Origin of the sequence: Polaribacter sp. MED152 (assembly GCF_000152945.2) — a bacterium.
In the GTDB taxonomy this organism is placed as follows: Bacteria; Bacteroidota; Bacteroidia; order Flavobacteriales; family Flavobacteriaceae; genus Polaribacter.
On sequence record NC_020830.1, the window covers coordinates 1,489,937 to 1,509,874 of the forward strand.

General features: G+C 31.7%; 14 protein-coding genes. 5 read left to right on the forward strand and 9 right to left on the reverse strand.

Annotated elements, in window-relative coordinates:
• Positions 1–150 precede the first annotated feature (150 nt).
• Both MED152_RS06575 and MED152_RS06580 read left to right on the forward strand, forming a co-directional pair.
• Positions 151–912 (forward strand): DUF2975 domain-containing protein, encoded by a 762-nt coding sequence (locus tag MED152_RS06575; RefSeq protein ID WP_041383439.1) that lies wholly within the window; start codon positions 151–153, stop codon positions 910–912.
• Between the two features lies 1 nt (position 913).
• A complete protein-coding gene (locus tag MED152_RS06580; protein WP_015481078.1) occupies positions 914–1,120 on the forward strand; it encodes a helix-turn-helix transcriptional regulator in 207 nt (68 codons plus the stop codon).
• 56 nt (positions 1,121–1,176) lie between these two features.
• On the opposite strand, the gene MED152_RS06585 is transcribed toward MED152_RS06580, so the two are convergent.
• Together MED152_RS06585 and MED152_RS06590 are read right to left on the reverse strand one after the other, a co-directional pair.
• Positions 1,177–3,681: a DPP IV N-terminal domain-containing protein gene (locus MED152_RS06585; protein ID WP_015481079.1), complete on the reverse strand. Its 2,505-nt coding sequence runs from the start codon at positions 3,679–3,681 to the stop codon at positions 1,177–1,179.
• 101 nt (positions 3,682–3,782) lie between these two features.
• Positions 3,783–4,232 (reverse strand): nucleoside deaminase, encoded by a 450-nt coding sequence (locus MED152_RS06590; protein ID WP_015481080.1) that lies wholly within the window; start codon positions 4,230–4,232, stop codon positions 3,783–3,785.
• 57 nt (positions 4,233–4,289) lie between these two features.
• On the opposite strand from MED152_RS06590, the gene dxs reads away from it, so the two are divergent.
• Positions 4,290–6,056 carry a 1-deoxy-D-xylulose-5-phosphate synthase gene (gene dxs / locus MED152_RS06595; protein WP_015481081.1) on the forward strand — a complete coding sequence of 589 codons (1,767 nt, stop codon included), beginning with the start codon at positions 4,290–4,292 and terminating at the stop codon, positions 6,054–6,056.
• Positions 6,057–6,105: 49 nt separating this feature from the next.
• On the opposite strand, the gene MED152_RS06600 is transcribed toward dxs, so the two are convergent.
• From MED152_RS06600 to MED152_RS06630, 7 genes are all read right to left on the reverse strand, one after another.
• Positions 6,106–9,558, reverse strand: coding sequence for a T9SS type A sorting domain-containing protein (locus MED152_RS06600; RefSeq protein WP_015481082.1), 3,453 nt, complete (start codon positions 9,556–9,558; stop codon positions 6,106–6,108).
• Positions 9,559–9,963 carry a hypothetical protein gene (locus MED152_RS06605; protein WP_015481083.1) on the reverse strand — a complete coding sequence of 135 codons (405 nt, stop codon included), beginning with the start codon at positions 9,961–9,963 and terminating at the stop codon, positions 9,559–9,561.
• Between the two features lie 175 nt (positions 9,964–10,138).
• Positions 10,139–10,561 (reverse strand): hypothetical protein, encoded by a 423-nt coding sequence (locus MED152_RS06610; protein WP_015481084.1) that lies wholly within the window; start codon positions 10,559–10,561, stop codon positions 10,139–10,141.
• Positions 10,562–10,565: 4 nt separating this feature from the next.
• Positions 10,566–13,295, reverse strand: coding sequence for a T9SS type A sorting domain-containing protein (locus tag MED152_RS06615; protein WP_015481085.1), 2,730 nt, complete (start codon positions 13,293–13,295; stop codon positions 10,566–10,568).
• 9 nt (positions 13,296–13,304) lie between these two features.
• Complete coding sequence (gene dgt / locus MED152_RS06620) at positions 13,305–14,639, reverse strand: dGTP triphosphohydrolase (protein ID WP_015481086.1); 1,335 nt, start codon at positions 14,637–14,639, stop codon at positions 13,305–13,307.
• 87 nt (positions 14,640–14,726) lie between these two features.
• Positions 14,727–17,126 (reverse strand): ribonucleoside-diphosphate reductase subunit alpha, encoded by a 2,400-nt coding sequence (locus MED152_RS06625; RefSeq protein ID WP_015481087.1) that lies wholly within the window; start codon positions 17,124–17,126, stop codon positions 14,727–14,729.
• Between the two features lie 129 nt (positions 17,127–17,255).
• The gene (locus MED152_RS06630) at positions 17,256–18,227 is read right to left on the reverse strand and encodes a ribonucleotide-diphosphate reductase subunit beta (RefSeq protein ID WP_015481088.1); all 972 of its coding nucleotides are present in this window, start codon (positions 18,225–18,227) and stop codon (positions 17,256–17,258) included.
• Positions 18,228–18,623: 396 nt separating this feature from the next.
• Here MED152_RS06630 and MED152_RS06635 point away from each other — a divergent pair, with 396 nt between their 5' ends.
• On the forward strand, positions 18,624–18,815 hold the full coding sequence (locus MED152_RS06635; protein ID WP_015481089.1) for a cold-shock protein: 192 nt from the start codon (positions 18,624–18,626) through the stop codon (positions 18,813–18,815).
• A gap of 97 nt (positions 18,816–18,912) precedes the next feature.
• Positions 18,913–19,932, forward strand: a complete 1,020-nt coding sequence (locus tag MED152_RS06640) for a heme A synthase (RefSeq protein ID WP_015481090.1) — start codon at positions 18,913–18,915, stop codon at positions 19,930–19,932.
• Positions 19,933–19,938: the final 6 nt, after the last annotated feature.

Sequence of the window (19,938 nt, forward strand, 5' to 3'; positions counted from 1 at the left end):
TTTCTTTATCCTATATTAATCATTTTAGGCATTTTTATTTTAGGGACTATTTTTATACTATTCTCTCAGAAAAATATTTCACGATTTCTAAGTATTGTGATTACTATTGCCTTTTGGGTATTGCTCATATTTTCAATTTTTTCGATTTCTATGCAATTATTTGTTAAAGATAGCACCATCAAAACCTCAGAAACATCTTTGTTTACATTAGGCACAAGTTTCAAAAAAGGTTATAATATTCCTGTAGAATATTATATTACTTTCCCAAGTAAAAAAGTTTATAAAACAAAGAATAGTTCTTTTACAAAATATGATGATGAAACAAAAAATTTTTATGATGATGATTTCTTAAGAAGAGCTGGTACAAGTAAAAAGGAACTTGATAGTATTTTTAAATTCTCACCAGAAGTTAAAAAAATTGGCAAAGAATTAGTTGTAGACAACCACTTAAACTCAAATAATGGTATGACTATAACAAATTCATCCTTTATAAATAAGGAAGGATATATTACAGTTAAATCTAGTAAGTGGTATTTTACAACAATTCAAATTCTTCAAGAATATTTAAGGATACTTTTTACTTTAATAATTTTGTATCAATTAAAAACGCTTTTCAAACTCTTAAAGCAAAAGATTAATTTTAGTTTAATACTTGCTCAAAAAGTAAAAGTTATTGGTTTGCTAATAATTGTATATCAACTTATACAGCTTACATTTAGTATATTTTATATGACAAATTACAGTTATGCAGGCTTTAAAGATATAACCATGACAGACATTGTTAGAATAAACATTACACCTAGATTAGAATTTGAATATGACTATATTATAATAGGTTTAAGTTTGTTAGTATTGCATAAACTGTTATCAAAGGGAGATGTTATTCAACAAGAAAACGATTTAACAATTTAAGATGGCAATTGTAGTAAATTTAGATGTAATGCTTGCCAAACGCAAAATGCGGAGTAAAGAATTGGCAGAAATAATAGGTATAACAACTGCTAACTTATCCATTCTAAAATCTGGTAAGGCAAAAGCAATTCGTTTTTCTACTTTAGAAGCCATTTGCAAGGCTTTAGATTGTCAGCCAGCAGATATTTTAGAATATCAACAAGATTAAACTAAAAAACTCCGAATTTTCATTCGGAGTTTTTTAATTATATAATTTAGATATTACTATCTATTTTTAGGTTCATCCATATTCATAAACATAAAATCTACATCCATGTTTTCTTCACCTAACAAATATTTACTAAAATGATCTGCTCTTAACCAAAAAGAATATTCTGTCATTCTACCAAAACCATGTCTTTGACCTGGCATAATCATAAATTTAAAACGTTTCTTAGCTTTAATTAATTCATTTGCCATTCTTATAGTTCCTGCAGGATGCACATTGTTATCCATATCTCCATGAATTAACATTAAATGTCCTTTTAAGTTTTTAGCTAAAGATTGATTGTCATCGATTTTGTATTTATGAGAAATTTTACCCTTCTCATCGATTTCTTCTTTAACTCCATGATGCGTTTCACTCCACCAAGAATTGTAAACATTATTATCATGATTTCCTGCAGATGAAACAGCCGCTTTAAAGAAATCTGGATATACCAACATTGCTGCTGTAGACATAAAACCACCTCCTGAATGGCCATAAATTCCTACTTTTTCAATATCAATAAACTTATGTTTATTTGCCAATTGCTGTGCAACGTATTTTTTATCTGCCAAACCATAATCACGTAAATTACCATAACCATAATTATGATACCATTTAGACCTGTCTGGATGACCACCTCTGTTTCCTAAAGTTATAACCACAAAACCAACTTGAGCCATTCTGTCTAACCTATCCATTCTATAAGAAAAAGATTTGTTTACAGCCTCTGTTTGTGGCCCTGGATAAACATATTCTAATAACGGATATACCTTTGTGGTATCCATATCAAAAGGTTTATACATTACACCATAAATATCAGTAATTCCATCATCAGCTTTTACTTTAAAAGGTTCAGGAAATTTATATCCTGATGCAAACAATTGAGATAAATCTGCAGTTTCTAAATCCATTACTTTACGTCCATTAGCATCTCTCACTTCTGATTTTGGCACTGTATTTACCCTAGAGTAATTACTAACAAAGTATTGATTAGAGTCTGACATACTTGTACGTTTTGTAAAATTACCAGGATCTAAAGTTCGCATTCCAGAACCATTTAGATTGATTTTGTAAGTGTGTAAGTAATAAGGATCTTGTTCTTTATTTACACCATTCGCTGTAAAATATAAGGTTCTACTTTTTTCATCTAAACCTTCAAAACTATCTACATGATAATCACCTTCTGTAACTTGGTTTTTTAAATTACCATCTGCATCATATAAATAGAAATGTGCCCAACCATCTCTTTCTGCCCAATGCAACATTTCTGTTTCATTGTTAAACAGTACCAATGGTCTAGACTCTATATATGTATTAAAACGTTCTTCAATTAAAGTTTTATACTCACCTGTTTCTAAATCTGCAACATTAATATCATACTTTTTACGATCTCTAGAAATTACACTAAAGTATAATTTACCTTTTTTAGATAATAGTAAAGATGGTGTAAACTCATCATCTCTTTGAGACTGCTTCCTTGGTGCTCTAAACACATTTATACTTTGCTGACGAACTGTATCTAAAGGAACTGTAACATGCGTTTTTGTTGGAATATCAAAAATCATTAGTTCTGATTTGTAATACTCTTGTTCTCCTGGCATGTGGTATTTATATGTTTCTAAAGTTGGTCTTTTCTTACCTGTAGAATTAATTACCCATAAATCTTTAATATGTCTAGAATCCGATTTTTCGAATACAAACTTTTTAGAATCATGAGACCATGTACCCCAAACTCCTTTTCTTTTGTCTTTATTTTTTTCTACATCTTCATTATCTTGTCCTCTACCACCCCAAGTATAGCCATAGTTTTCTTCACCATCTGTGGTCCATTGGTTTTCTACAACAGTAGTATCTTTTTCATCTTTGATAAACTTTTTAAAGTTTACTTTGTCCATCCAATAGATGTTATGATTTTTACCATACAAAACAATAGAACTATCTGGAGCAATATTTGCCCAACGTTGCCAAGGCTTTTTTTCTGGCTTTTTGGTATCTAAAATGGTTAAACGATTGCTACCTAATCTATACTCTAGGTGATACGTTTTCTTCTCCATTTTTGGCTTTTTCTTTTTAGCCTTCTTGGTAGAAGTAGAATCTTTTTTCTGTTCTTTTTTATCCTCATCTACAACCTCTACTTCTTCTGTAGAAGTTACTCTAAAACGAATAGCATTTTCTGCCTCATTAAATTTGATATTGAATCTTGGCAGATGCTTAGCATCATAGGGATCTTTAGTAATTTCAGTCAACCACTTTGCCATTTTTACATTGTCAAATAGTGGTTTTTTTGTTTTTTTATCTACATCTACTATGTAATGATTAGAACCTTCTGATGTTTTATAGGCATACCAAAAACGGTTTCCTTTTTTTAACCAATGAGGGCTCACTGAAGTAGAATGTACCATTTTAGCCAGATTCTTAGGCGAATATTTGGCTGCCTGTCTATAATTAGGTTTTGGAGTTTCTTGCGCAAACACAATAGAAATTGCAAAAAGAAACACAAAAAATAGAGTATTTTTTTTCATTTGAAATGTAAGATTAGTTTGAATTATCTATAAAGTTGACCAAAACAATTAACACTGCAAATTTTTTAAGAAATGTTTGTTAAAATTTTAACAGTTTACTGTTAGTTCAGGTTTCTTTTCTCAATAAAAAATCTTTTTAACAGCAAAGAACAATCATTTTCTAAAACCCCTGATGTTACTTTTGTTTTTGGATGCAATTGTGTACCAAGATTCACAAAACCTCTTTTTGGTTCTGAAGCACCATACACAATTCTTTGAATTTGAGACCAATAACTTGCACCTGCACACATTTGGCAAGGCTCTAGAGTTACATATAAAATGCAATCTTTTAAATATTTACCACCCAAAAAATTAGCTGCTGCTGTAAAAGCCTGCATTTCTGCATGTGCAGTTACATCATTTAAGGTTTCTGTTAAATTATGCGCTCTTGCAATTATTTGATTGTTTAACACAATTACAGCACCAACAGGAATTTCACCTTTATCAAAAGCAATTTCTGCTTCTTGATAGGCTTTTTTCATGAAATAAGTATCATCAAAAGGTTCAATCATGTTTTTGAATCTAAAAAACCAATATTACAAAATTTGATATTGTATTTTTGTAATCTAATGAAAAACTTATTAGCCAACATATCAAATCCTTCAGATTTAAGAAAACTGAATGCAGATCAATTGCCTGAATTGGCAAAAGATTTAAGAGCTTTTATTATAGATATTGTGGCTACAAAAGAAGGTCATTTAGGAGCAAGCTTAGGTGTTGTGGAATTAACTATTGCACTTCATTATTTATTTGACACTCCTAATGATTTATTAGTTTGGGATGTAGGTCATCAAGCTTATGGCCATAAAATTTTAACCGATAGAAAAGCAGTTTTTCATACCAATAGACAATTTAAAGGCATTGCAGGATTTCCTTCTAGACAAGAAAGCAACTTTGATACTTTTGGTGTTGGCCACTCCTCTACATCTATTTCTGCAGCTTTAGGCATGGCTATAGCATCAAATTTAAAAGGTGAAACAAATAAACATCATATTGCTGTTATTGGAGATGCTTCTATTGCAAGTGGAATGGCTTTTGAAGCCTTAAATCATGCAGGAGTTTCTAAAGCAAACATCCTCATTATTTTAAATGATAATGCAATAGGTATAGACCCTTCAGTAGGTGCTTTAAAAGAATATTTAACACGAGTTAAGACTGATAAAAAATTAGCAGCCCAGAACAACATTATCAAAGCCTTAAATTTTGATTATTCAGGTCCTGTAGATGGCCATGATATACCTAAATTACTCGCGGAATTAGATCGATTAAAACAGGTTAAGGGCCCTAAATTTTTGCACGTTATTACTACCAAAGGTAAAGGTTTACAAAAGGCAGAGGAAGATCAAATTACCTATCATGCACCAGGAAAATTTGATAAAATTTCTGGTGAGCGATTGCCTAAAGAGGCTAATTCATTCACCAAGTATCAAGACGTATTTGGTAAAACTGTTTTAGAATTGGCTAAAAAGAACTCTAAAATTGTAGCAATTACGCCAGCAATGTTAACTGGTAGTTCGCTTAAGTTAATGATGCAAGAATTACCAAATAGAACTTTTGATGTTGGTATTGCAGAACAACATGCAGTTACGCTTGCAGCAGGAATGGCTACTCAGGGTTTAGTGCCCTTTTGTAATATCTATTCTACATTTTTACAGCGAGCTTATGATCAGGTCATACATGATGTTGCCCTGCAAAATTTACCTGTAATTTTTTGCTTGGATAGAGCTGGTTTGGTTGGTGAAGATGGTGCCACGCATCATGGTGTTTTTGATATTGCTTACTTAAGGTGTATTCCTAATTTAATTGTTTTTGCTCCTAGAAATGAAATTGAATTGCGAAATATTTTATACACAGCTCAGCTTGGTTTAGAAAATCCGATTGCAATTAGATATCCTAGAGGATATGGAAAAATTAAAAATTGGGAAGTAGCGTATTCTAAAATTGAAATAGGCAAAGGGTTTTGCCTAAAAGAAGGATCTGAAATAGCAGTACTTTCTGTTGGTACTATTAGTGAAAATATTATAGAAGCCATTGCAAACTCAAATAATAAAGAGACCATTGCTCATTATGATATGCGTTTCGTAAAACCATTAGATGAAAAGTTATTAGAAACCATATTCCACAAATTTTCTAAAATTATTACCATAGAAGATGGCACAGTAAAAGGTGGCTTTGGTTCAGCTATTGTAGAATTTGCTGCCAAAAATAGTTTTAAAAACGATATTAAAATAATTGGAGTTCCTGATAATTTTATAACGCATGGAAGCATTTTAGAGTTACAAAAAGAAATAGGTTTAGATGTTAAATCTTTAACTAAATTATTTTCTAAAACATAAAAAAAAGGCACTTTAAAAGTGCCTTTTTTTTGTGGTAATCAACAGTTATTTATTGAATAATTATTTTCTTAGAAGTCCTTACTCCTTTATCATCAATTAAATTCAGAATGTACATCCCTGCATTTAAATTAATGCTCATCTGCTTTTCTTTCTGTGAGCTAAAATCTACAGAAGAATTATAAGCTTCTCTTCCAGAAACATCATATATTTTAATTTTTGTTTTTGCAAAACTTTCACCTGCGTAAATAGTAAAATTACCATTTGAAACTGTTGGATATACTGCAAACAACTCTTTATTATCAATAACATCTTGTACAGAAGCTGTTGCTGCATTTATAGATTTTATGGCCCAACCATATGAATTTACACCTGCATCTGTAACCAATCTAAATCTGAAAACTACAGTTTGCCCAGCAACTAAACCTTTATCAATTAAATTGATGGTTTGCGTTTTAAAAAGATTGTCTGTATAAACTGCAAAAGGATCATTATAGGTACTTAACCAATCAGAGTATCTTCTAGCATCATACTTATCTAAAGTTACCCAGTTTTGTAAATCTGTAGAAGCTTCTATAGTTACATAATCGTAGAAAGAAGTTAAATCAGCCAAATTATCTGTATACGGTTCTACAATTGCAACATCTGTATAGGTTAAGGTATTACTACCTTGAGAAATAACTAGAGGCTGCTTTAAAATGGTAGTATACGTTTTATTGGCAACATAAGGATGTTCTGCTGAATTTAAAACATCTTCTGTAAAATAAAGTGCATTATCAATTTTAAAGCCACCATCTAAAGTATACACGTCAGATTCTTCGAACTGTGCAATATTTACATTGGAAGCTGGCGCATTAAAGTTAATAATATTCACAAACTCTTCAGCAATACCAGTTTCTAAACCAACATTATCATCAAAAAGTTGCACTCCAATTTTATGAGTTCCTTCAGATAATGCTGCTGTTTCAAAAGTATAAGTTACACCTGTAGTATAATCTTGAATTACTTGATCTACTTCTACATCATCTACAAAAAACTTAGCTCTTGTTACATCTTCTACAGTTGCATTGTATTCTACAATTGTACTTGAATCATCAATACCTTTTTGTCTTAAAGCAACATCTGGCGCTACTAAATATGCAGGCAAAGTATAACTTGCTAATTCTGTTACTGTAGCAGACCAAACTCCTCTACCATAAGTTGAAATCACAACTTGATCGTTTACGATTCTTAGATCGTAAGTAGCCACAGGTATAAAGCCATCAACCATATTCCAAGTTGTACCACCATCTAACGTTTCTACAATACCAATATCTGTACCTGCCCAAATTACATTTTCATCAAAAGGCATCTCTAAAACACAGTGAACTGCTACATCTGGAAAACCTCTTAACTCTCTATTTGCAAAGCCAGAAATATCTGTCCAAGTCTGACCTAAATCTTCTGTTTTTAAAATTTTTGCTGCACCTTGAGAAGCGAATGAAACGTAAGCTCTGTTTGCTTCTGTGTAAGAAGGAGCAATTCCTGTAATGAATAAGTTTTGATCTCCATTTGGATTGTCATATACGCCTGTTGCACTAAATGTTTGACCATTGTCTTGTGATACATGCATTACATAAGAACCACTTTCTGTCATTGCTGCACCTGCCCAAACTATATTTGGGTTTGCAGTAGATGATTCTACATTTAAAGCACTAGAAGCACTTGGTGCAAAATTATTAGAAATACTACTTAATCTCCAAAAACCACCAAAATCTGTAGATCTCCAAACTCCGTTTGTTGAAATTGCAAATACTACATTTGGATTGTTATCTACATTAGATAATTTCGAGTAAAAAGGAGATAAACTTCCATTTCCTGAATCATCAAAACTAGTTAATGCTCCATTATAATCTATATATCTACCAATATTACCATAGTTTTGAGAAGCTACTATAAAATTACCTGGTTTGTTGTAATGCCAAACAGCTTCAAAACCATCTCCCCCTAATATTTTTTGATACGATTTTGTAATGCTTGAATTGTCTCCAGAAGAAATCCAAGAACCATTATCTTGAGCACCTGCTATATAATTGTCTTCTCCATTTTGTTTTGTAGCTGCATAAAATTGAGTACTATTTTTACCTGCTACAGTTGCAGACCAAGAACCATCTATAGCCCCTGGATTTACACTAAAATCTGTGCTATAAACTCCACCATCATTTGCCAACAAAATTCGAAATTCTTGATTGTTTCCAAGAATATAACTCATTCCATGCTGATCTACGTGAACTTCATCATTTATTTGAGTGCTGTCATAACCAGATGCTATCGATTGAAAACTAAAAGTAGTACCAGTTACAGTTACTTTAAAGACAGCTACACCACCAACATAGAACGTATTTACATCATAAGGATGTGCCATGATAATATTATCATACCAACCTTGACCTGTAACTAAATTTGCATTAGGACTTGTGGTTGTTAACTTTGTATATGACTCCCCTTTATCTGAAGAAACATAAAAATCTGTATTGGTATAAGTACCACCACTTGCAGAATAAACACTTAAATAAATGTAATTGCTATCTGCAGCAGATACTGCCAATTCAAAACGACCATGACTTGGGTTAAAATTGGCTCTATCAAAAGAAGTAGACCAAGTTAAACCACCATCTGTGCTTTTTACGATTCCGAAATTACCCACTGAACCATACTGAATATTAAAATCTGTAGGATCTGCATCTAAATCTTCTACAGTATCAGAAGAAACATAGGTTTGAGACCAAGTAGCACCACCATCTGTAGTTCTATAAATTCCGCTAGTTGTACCTACAAGTACATTGTTTTTATCAGTTGGATTAAGTATAATTCTTCCTACATCTCCAAAATTAGCGGTATTTGGCAAATTAGTCCAAGTAGCACCACCATCTGTAGTTTTATAAACACCTGAGCCACCAATAGCACCCAAATTACCATAAGGTTCTCCTGTACCTACATATAGCGTGTTTTTGTCTTGAGGACTAATAACGATTGTTGATGTTGCCAAGTTAGGAATTGTACTATCTGTTATATTCGTAAACGTAGTTCCTGCATCTTCTGTAAGCCAAACTCCACCACCTACTGTACCAAAAAACCATCTGTTTGCATCTGTAGGATCTACTGCTATACCTCTAGTTCTTCCTGGTACGTTTGCAGGCCCTCTTTCCGTAAAAACGGCTGTAATTTCTTTGGCACTTTTGCTAGGTATTCTTCGTTTTCTAGCCTTTTTAAATTCTTCTATTAAATAGCCATTTTTATAAGTAGATTTTTCAGCATCAATAGGTTTTCTAATTTCCTTTTGATAATCTGCCATGTGTTCAATACCCTTTTTAAGTCTTGTATTTGGACTTTTCTTCGTCTTCTTTTCATTAATAACTTTAATTTTAGTTTCAGAAGAAGTTTTAGTTTCTTGCTTGTTTTCTATATTACAAGAAATAGAGATTACACTTAAAAGTGCTATTAAAAGGTAGTTAACTTTTTTCATTTATTTTATTTCTATTATTATACTATTCTCTTTATTCTTTGAATCATTTTCTAACAAAACACCATCATTATCCTGTTTAATCATTCCTATATGTGGGTATCCTATTAACTGTGTATTTGAATGCCAAATCAATTTTGTGCCCTCGAACTTGCCTGTTTTTATTACTTTTTTATCATCTGCATTTAAAACTTTATAATCGATAATTTTTCTTGCAGTTAAATCGTTTTTATAACTTGTAATTAAAATATAGGTTTTGTTATTGTTGTAATTCTGCTCTACAATCATGTCTTTGCTAGTAGTTTCTATAATTTGCTCTGAATCAGTAGATAATTTATTGCATTTGCATGAAGTAAGAAAGCAAAATAATAGTAGCAATTTTAAGGGTAAACTTACTCTTTTTAGCATTTTTTATTGAGTATTTGATATTTCTAGTAAAAATAAAGCTAAAAACTTAAAACTAAATCAAGATAATTGTTAATTTTTTAGCTTTTCCTAATTTTTAGCTTAACCAAAAAGTCAAATTATGGTAAACAAAAAAAGGAGGCTATTAAGCCTCCTTTTTTTGTTTTAAAATCAACTATTATCTAGGTATATCATCCATAGAAATTTTTCTATCAATAGTATATTTAGCATATTTAATTTTATTGTTTTTCTTGTAAGATAAAACAACTTCATTCGGTTGTAATTCAAAAGGAAAATCTTCGTTTGCTTTTAACGTAAGTTCTTTATTGATACTACCTGAAATACTAAACTTTTCTGTATTCTTTTTAGAAGGTACAATTTGGTTTTTAAAATAGATAGCCATCAACTCATAAGTATTTGTATCAAACTTATTAAAGTTTAGATTTACTTGAATGTAGGCATCCTCATCTGCAATTGCAGGTGGAATTTCTTTATAAATCCCTTCTTTTAATTGCAAATCGTAGTCTTTTACCAAAGTATAGTCTTGCGATTTACAACCAAACATTAAAACCACTAAAAAGAATGAAAATAGAATTCTCATAGGTTTAGTTTTTTACAAATTTTCTAGAAATTGCTCTATTATTTTCATTCAACTTTACAATGTAAACGCCTTTGGTTAAACTAGATACATCTATAGATTTTTCATCTAAAAGACCTTTTAAAACCTCTTTACCTCTAATATCATAAACAGCGAACTTTGTATCGTTAGACAATTCAATATCATTAGAACCAAACTGTAATTTAAATTGAGTTGGATTTGGATACATTGCCAATGTTACATCGTCAATCGTATTTGAACTTACTGATAAAGGACTATTTAAATCGGCTTGATAAATTCCATTTCCATGTGTACCCATTAATAAAATGTTGTCTGATGGTCTATAGACTAAACCACTTACAACTGGAATACCCATTGTATTTGCACCTTGTAACTCCCAATCTTCAGTTGTAGGATCATCTGAGCTATATAAACCTCTAGCAGTACCTACAAAGTAAGTAGTTACTCCATTTACTGAAGCTATTGCTCCAGCTCTAACTGAAAATGCCTCTAAGTTACGTTCAACCTCTGTCCAAGTTGGAGTTGCAGCAGTTGCATTGTTGGTAATGAAAATGTTTCTAATATCATCTCCATAACTTGCGTAAGTAACCATCACAATATCTGGGTTTGTTGGATGCACAGCAATATCTGAAGTATATTGCCCATTATTGGTTTCAACAGGATCAATTACCACTTCATCAGGAGTAATTTTTACCAAAGTTGATAAATCAGTAGCATTGATTGGATCTTGTAAACGAAATATATTACCACCTCTACCACCAATAAATAGGTAACTATTTGCTGGATCATAAGTTCCTCTGGTTGTTTCAAAAGTTGTAATTCTTTCTGAGAACTGAGTACTACCCACTAAGGTCCATTCTGTACTAGTTACATTTGGAGCATCGTTTGTTCTTACCAAACTTCCATTACTTGCATAATAGATGGTTGATGGATTATCTGGATCCATATGAAAGTAAGTCACAAACTGACTAGGATATGCCTCTCCACCAGTTGTTGGAGTTATCGTTGCTGTAATATTAGTTCCTGTTCCTCTGTACATAGAACCATTTTGAGTTGTTACATACGTAGTATAGCCTTCTGCCAATAAACCTGTTTGCGGAGTTACTGCAACTGCAGCACCATCACCACCAAACAAATCAATCATGGTAGCAGCATCTGCACTACCCGCTTCTATACCACCAATTGTAGTACCATTGTCTTGTGCTCCACCAATTATAAAATCGTTTCCAGCCTCATTAACCATATTAACATGGTAATATTGATAGGTTAAATAGTTATTATTTAAATTCTCCCACTGAACAAAATTAGAATTGATATTATTTGTTTTGTGCACACCACCATCTGTACCTGTAAAGAATACATTACTATCTGTTATGCTCCATGTTAATGCATGAATATCTGGATGATGATCTACACCTCCTTCATTATATGTTGCATATGTTGCTGCTCCTCTATAACCACCAATTCTTTTAAAAGTGTCATCTGTAGTGATGTCTGCAATTTTATACACGTTTGTACCACCAATAGTTACAAAGTTTTCATCATCTGGCTTAACAGAAATTACTAAATCATAAGCACCTTGAATTGAGAATGGATCATTACCATCACTATCTCCACTAGGATCATCTGGTAATTTACTGCTATAATCTGTCCATGTAGTTGTAGCAGCATTGTATTGCCATAAATCTGCTTCAGGAACTCTGTTTCCTTCTCTATTACTTTCACCATTGTTATACAAAATGTATAAAATATCTTCATTAGATGGCGCTAAAGCCATTGTAATTCTATTTGAAGGTGTAAAGTCTGCTGAAGTAGGATTTATTTGTAGCCAATTTCCATTTCCTGTAGCTGATGTGTAAACACCTCTACTAATAGAACCACCTCCATCTAAAGATGCATAAACTCTACCTGTACTAGCAATAACTATATCTGTCCAACCTGTATCATTATCTGTTAATTCTAATTCTACAACTGGGCCACCTTCTGCCATTCTGTAAATTTTACCTGCTGTACCAACAAATAATTCACCTGTTGTAGGGTGTACCTCTAAATCAATTACAAAATCAAAGAAGTTATCAAAAACTTGAAAAGTACCATTAGCTGTTGCTGGTAATTGTTGCCAAGTTACACCACTGTCTGTAGATTTCCAGATTCCATTTCCTAAATAGCTTTCTTGTATTCCTGCACTGTTTCCTCTTAACTCACCTGTTCCATAGTACCAAATATTTTGGAAACCATCTCTAGGATCTTGAGCAATTGCTGTAACATTATGTATGTCGTTTAAACCAGAAACTTTGGTCCAAGTTGCACCACCATTTGTTGTTCTGAAAACACCACTACTCACACCACCAGCTATCATTGTGTTACCTGTAGCATCAGACAAATCTATTTTCAAGGCTCTTGTTCTACCTCCTAAATTAGAAGGCCCTCTACTTACAAAATCATAAGCTGCAGATTTTTTAGCTACATTTTTTTGTCTTTCAATAAAAGCAGTTTCTAATTCTTTATTCTTTTCCGCTTCTGGAATTAACCCTGTTTTCGGGTTCTTTTGCATGTCAAATTCATGCAACCATCTAGCCTCTGTATCCTCTGCTTTTTCGGCTAAGGTTTTCTTTTTCTTTTTAGGCAATTTTGCATCATCATTGTTACTAACGTTACAAGACAAAACCAAACTCATTGTAAAAACAACAAGCATTACATTGTAGATTTTTTTCATTTGTTTATTTTAAAATATATTTCCAAAAATTTTTCTTCTTAGTCTAATTGCATAGCTATCAGACATCCTCGAAACGTAAGTACAAACAGCCATAATTCTATCATACTGACTATCAGATTCACTAACGAATTCTTGAGGCATTAAATTTACTAATAAGTTGTCATAATTACTATTATTGTTATTATAATTATTATTAATGGCAGTTATAAAAACATCTAATAAATCGCCAATAATTCGATAACCTGCCACTTCTTTCTCTAGCACCTCTTTACTCTTGTAAATTTTATCGATACTTATTTTTATAATGTCGTTAATTTGTGCCTCATACTTACACTTGTCTAGTAAAGAATTTTTAAAATCACCATTTAAAATGGCTATTTCATTATCTAAAAAGATAGTTACAGCCTCATCAATTAAAGCATTAATTGCTATTGCTCTTAAATAAGCTGTTCTATCTTTGGTATGTTGTAAAGCATAATATTTGTCTCTATTGATGCCATAAATTAATTTAGACATGTATTCTAAGGCATAATCTTCTTCGATTAAACCTAAGTTTATACCATCTTCAAAATCAATAATCGTGTAACAAATATCATCTGCAGCTTCTACCAAATACGCTAAAGGATGTCTGTAAAATGAATTGGCTTCTAAATTTTTAGGCTTCATACCCAATTCTGCAACAACATCTATAAAAGCTTCTTTATCCGATTGAAAAAAACCGTACTTTTTATCGACAATATGAGAGGTTGGTTTTTTAGGTAAACTCTCTTTAGGATACTTTAAAAAGGCACCCAAAGTTGCATAGCAAAGACGCAGACCTCCAGAGATACCTTCTCTAGATTCGGTTAAAATCTTGAATCCGTTTGCATTACCTTCAAAATCTACTAAATCTTGATATTCTTTTGCTGAAAGATGCTCTTTGTACTGTAACCCTTTTCCTGTTTTAAAATACTCGCCAATGGCTTTTTCTCCTGAATGACCAAAAGGAGGATTCCCAATATCATGAGTTACAGATGCTGCTGCAACTATAGCTCCAAAATCGTTAAATGTATAACCTAATTCAACTAAGTTTGGATGACGTTCTAGCAATACTTTACCTACTCTTCTACCTAAAGTTCTACCTACAACAGAAACTTCTAAACTGTGTGTTAAACGTGTATGAACAAAATCGGTTTCTGACAATGGTATTACTTGTGTTTTGTCTTGTAGACTTCTAAATGCTGATGAAAATATGATTCTATCAAAATCTACTTCAAAACCTAAACGTGTTTCATCTTGTGCAATTCTTGGTCTTTTTTGAGTATCACCAAAACGTTTTAGAGAGAGTAATTGTTCCCAGTTCATTTTTAAAATTTAAGATTACCGAAAATACAAAAAGAGAGGCATTTCTACCTCTCTTTTTATCAACTTTTAATTTATGTAAAGTTTGGTTTAAGATCCACACATTAAACAATCATCATCTGGCCCTGCTCCTTTAGAAGCATCTACCATTGCTTTAAATTCTGCAGGCGTCATTGGTTTCTCTTCTTCAATAACCTCTGCCTTTTTCTCTTTAGAAACCGTAAACTGAATTGCATTTACTGCAGATTTAGTTCTTAGGTAATACATTCCTGTTTTTAATCCAGATTTCCAAGCATAGAAATGCATTGATGTTAATTTACCATAATCTGGATCTTTTAAGAATAAGTTTAAAGATTGAGACTGATCGATAAAGTATCCTCTATGACGTGCCATATCAATAATATCTTTCATACTCATTTCCCAAACAGTCTTATACAATTCTCTTAATTCTGAAGGAATTTCTTCTATGTGTTGTATAGAACCATTTGCACGCATAATGCTTTCTTTCATATCATTATCCCACAAACCTAATTCTACCAAGTCTTCTAATAAGTGTTTGTTTACCACAATAAACTCACCAGATAAAACTCTTCTTGTATAAATATTAGAAGTATAAGGCTCAAACGCTTCATTGTTTCCTAATATTTGTGATGTTGATGCAGTTGGCATTGGTGCAACTAATAAAGAGTTTCTAACTCCGTATTTCATTACGTTTTTACGCAATTTATCCCAATCCCAGTTTCCACTTAATTCATTATCATTTACACCCCACATATTAAATTGGAATTCTCCTTCAGACATTGGAGATCCTTTAAATGTAGAATATGGTTCTTTTGCTTTTGCAATTTCCATAGAAGAAGTTACAGCAGCATAATACATTGTTTCAAAAATATCTTGATTCAATTTTTTAGCCTCATCACTGGTAAAAGGCAAACGTAAATTGATAAATGTATCTGCTAAACCTTGAATACCTAAACCAACTGGTCTGTGTCTGAAGTTTGAATTTTCTGCTTCTTTTACTGGGTAAAAGTTTGCATCAATTACTGTATCTAAATTACGAGTAACTTTCTTAGTTACATCGAATAATTTTTTATGATTGAAGTATTTTTCTCCATTTTCTCTTTCAGAAACAAACATTGGCAATGCTATAGAAGCTAAGTTACATACAGCAACTTCGTCTTTTGCAGTGTACTCCATAATTTCTGTACATAAGTTAGAAGAACGAATTGTACCTAAATTTTTCTGGTTTGTTTTTCTGTTTACTGCATCTTTATATAACATATAAGGAGTTCCTGTCTCTATTTGAGATTCTAGAATTTTCTCCCATAATTCACGTGCTTTAATGGTTTTTCTTCCTTTACCAGCAGCTTCGTAACTTGTATACAAACGCTCAAACTCTTCACCATAAGTATCATATAAATGAGGACACTCATGAGGACACATTAATGTCCACTCTCCATCTTCTTGAACACGTTTCATAAATAAATCTGAAATCCACATTGCATAGAATAAATCTCTTGCACGCATTTCTTCTTTACCATGGTTTTTCTTTAAATCTAAAAAGTCGAAAATATCTGCATGCCAAGGTTCTAAATACATTGCAAAAGAACCTTTACGCTTACCTCCACCTTGATCTACATAACGTGCTGTATCATTAAAAACACGTAACATTGGTACAATACCATTACTTGTACCATTTGTACCTGCAATGTAAGAACCTGTAGCTCTAATATTATGTAAAGACAAACCTATACCTCCTGCTGACTGAGAAATTTTAGCTGTTTGTTTTAATGTATCGTAAATACCCTCTATACTATCATCTTGCATTTGTAATAAGAAACAAGAAGACATTTGTGGCTTTGGTGTACCTGAGTTAAAAAGAGTAGGAGTTGCATGTGTAAAATATTTTTTACTCATTAACTCGTAAGTTGCAATTGCTTCATCAATATCATTTTTATGAATACCAATAGAAACACGCATTAACATGTGCTGTGGACGTTCTGCTATTTGACCATTCAACTTTAATAAGTATGAACGTTCTAATGTTTTAAAACCAAAATAATCGTAGTTAAAATCTCTATTATAAATGATGGTAGAATCTAGCTTTTCTGCATTTGCTTTGATAATTTCATATACATCATCTGCCAATAAAGGTGCCTTTTTTTCTGTACGTGGATTTACATAAAAATACAAATCATCCATAGTTTCTGAGAATGACTTCTTAGTATTTTTATGCAAGTTAGAAACTGCAATTCTTGCAGCTAATTTTGCATAATCTGGATGAGCAGTCGTCATGGTTGCAGCTGTTTCTGCAGCTAAATTATCTAGCTCTGAAGTAGTTACACCATCATACAAACCTTCTATAACACGCATGGCCACTTTTACAGGATCAACAATTTTATTTAATCCATAACACATTTTTTTTACTCTAGCAGTGATCTTGTCGAACATCACTGGCTCTTTTTTGCCATCTCTTTTAACTACGTACATAGGTTTGTTTGTTTAATTTATTACTAATTTATTTAGCCGACAAAACATCCACATTTGGCGGCTTTTTATTTTTTTCTGACGAGAAATCATCAGAAGGAATTTATTTGTTGAAGATTTAGTTACTTAAATCTAGAAATCTGAATCGAAACTAATACTACCTGTACCACCAGATTTTACTCCAGCTTTTTGGTATTCTGATACTCTTTTTTCGAAGAAGTTTGTTTTACCTTCTAAAGAAATCATTTCCATAAAATCGAATGGATTGGTAACATCGTATACTTTTTCACAACCGAATTCTAACAATAACCTGTCTGTTACAAATTCTAAGTATTGTGTCATAAGTTTTGCATTCATACCAATTAAACTTACTGGTAATGACTCTGTTACAAACTCTCTTTCAATATCTAAAGCATCTACAATGATTTCTTTAATCCTGTCTTTTGGCACTCTATTTACAATGTGATTGTTGTGTAAGTGGACAGCAAAATCACAGTGCATACCCTCGTCTCTAGAAATCAATTCATTAGAAAAAGTTAAACCAGGTAATAAACCTCTTTTCTTTAACCAGAAGATAGAACAGAACGCTCCTGAAAAGAAGATACCTTCTACTGCTGCAAAAGCAATTAAACGCTCTGCAAAAGATTCTGATTCAATCCACTTTAAAGCCCAATCTGCCTTTTTCTTAATTGCAGGAAAAACTTCAATTGCTCTAAATAACCTGTCTTTTTCTACTTCATCTTTTACATAAGTATCAATTAGTAAAGAGTAGGTTTCTGAATGAATGTTCTCCATCATGATTTGAAAACCATAGAAAAATTTAGCTTCTGAATATTGCACTTCGTTCACAAAGTTTTCTGCTAAGTTTTCATTTACAATACCATCTGATGCTGCAAAAAATGCTAAGATGTGCTTAATGAAATAACGCTCATCATCTGTTAATTTGGTTGTCCAGTCTACTAAATCTGAATGCAAATCAATTTCTTCAGCTGTCCAAAAACAAGCCTGCTGTTTTTTATACCATTCCCATAAATCGTTATGTTGAATAGGGAAAATTACAAAGCGGTTATCATTTGGTTGTAAAATTGGTTCTTGTTTAGACATTGTGTTGTGTAATTTGAGCGTTATTGAATGTTATTTAATCGTTAAGAACGACCTCTACAAATATTGAAAATTTTGTTCCAAAAAGAAAGTCTTACTTATTCACAAATCCCTTGAAGTTTTTAACAAAATGAAAAAAAGTAGAAAAAATAGCCATTTTTAAAATTTATATAAATATCTCATTATCAGTTTTTTAAAATGTTAAAAAATCCTTAAAGCCTAATTCTATTGACATTCTTAAAAACGCGCTTCAGAATTTTATTTTTTAAATTTTGAAACGAATTAAAATTCAGAAAATTAAATTTTAACGTTAAACAAAATGATTAATTTTTAGAAAATGCAAAACATAGACCTTTATATAGTATCTTTGTTTCATTATTAACATTTATTTATAACAAAGTGAAAAACGGAACAGTAAAATTCTTCAACGAATCTAAAGGATTTGGATTTGTAATTGAAGACGGTTCAAAAACAGAGTATTTTGTACACGTATCAGGTTTAATTGACGAGATTAGAGAAGGTGATGCAGTAGAATTTGACCTGAAAGAAGGTAGAAAAGGTTTAAACGCAGTAGACGTTAGAGTTATCTAATTATATTATTTAGAATTTTTTTACATAAGAACAAGTCGCTTAATTTTTTTTAAGCGACTTTTTTTTGCCTTATTTTTGCATAAATATTTTATTAGGCATGAAAAAAAGGTTTCCACAAATTGTACAAATTGCTATTATTTCTCTGTACCTTATTTTTCTAGCAGGCTCTATTGTTAGAATGACTGGTTCTGGAATGGGTTGCCCAGATTGGCCTAAATGTTTTGGCTATTATATACCACCAACATCTGAAGAGCAAATAACTTGGAAACCAAATACCGAGTTTAAAGAAGGCTTTATCATAATAAAAGACGAAGTTTTATTCGTAGCCGAAAAAGACCTTACAACATCTAATGAATTTGATGCTGATAATTGGTCTGAATACACAAAACATGATTACAACATTTTTAATGTCTATCATACTTGGACAGAGTACATCAATAGACTAGTATCAGTATTAGCAGGCTTTGTATTTCTGTTTCTAATTTATGGTTCTACTAAATATTGGAAAGAGAATAAAACCATCACCTTTTTATCTTTTGGTGCCTTTTTCTTGATGCTATTTGAAGCTTGGCTTGGTAAAACAGTTATAGAAAGCAACTTAACACCTACTATCATTACCATACACATGGTTGTTGGCTTGATAATTATTGCTCTTCTTTTGAACTTAAAATACATTATTTCAGATCAAAAAACTTATCCTTATAACTCACTATTTAATAAATTACTTATTGTTTCTGTGATATTTTCTTTGATACAAATTGCAATGGGTACTCAAGTAAGACAATTTATAGACGAGCAAGTAAAACTATTTGGTTTCGAAAATAAGAACCATAGTTTAATGAACCCAAGTTTTAAATTTTACTTTCATAGATCGTTTACAATTGCAATTGTTTTGGTAAACTTTGGCTTATTTTACATCAATCAAATAAAAAAATTAGGCTACAAATTAATTAATTGGATTGTATTTCTAATTTTCCTTGAAGCAATAACAGGTATTTTAATGTATTATGCAGAAATTCCTATTGGTACTCAAGCTATACATTTAATGGCAGGTGCTTTATTATTTGGGATGCAGTTTTATTTATGGCTACAGAGCAGAAAAACGATTAAGCGTTAGCAGTTA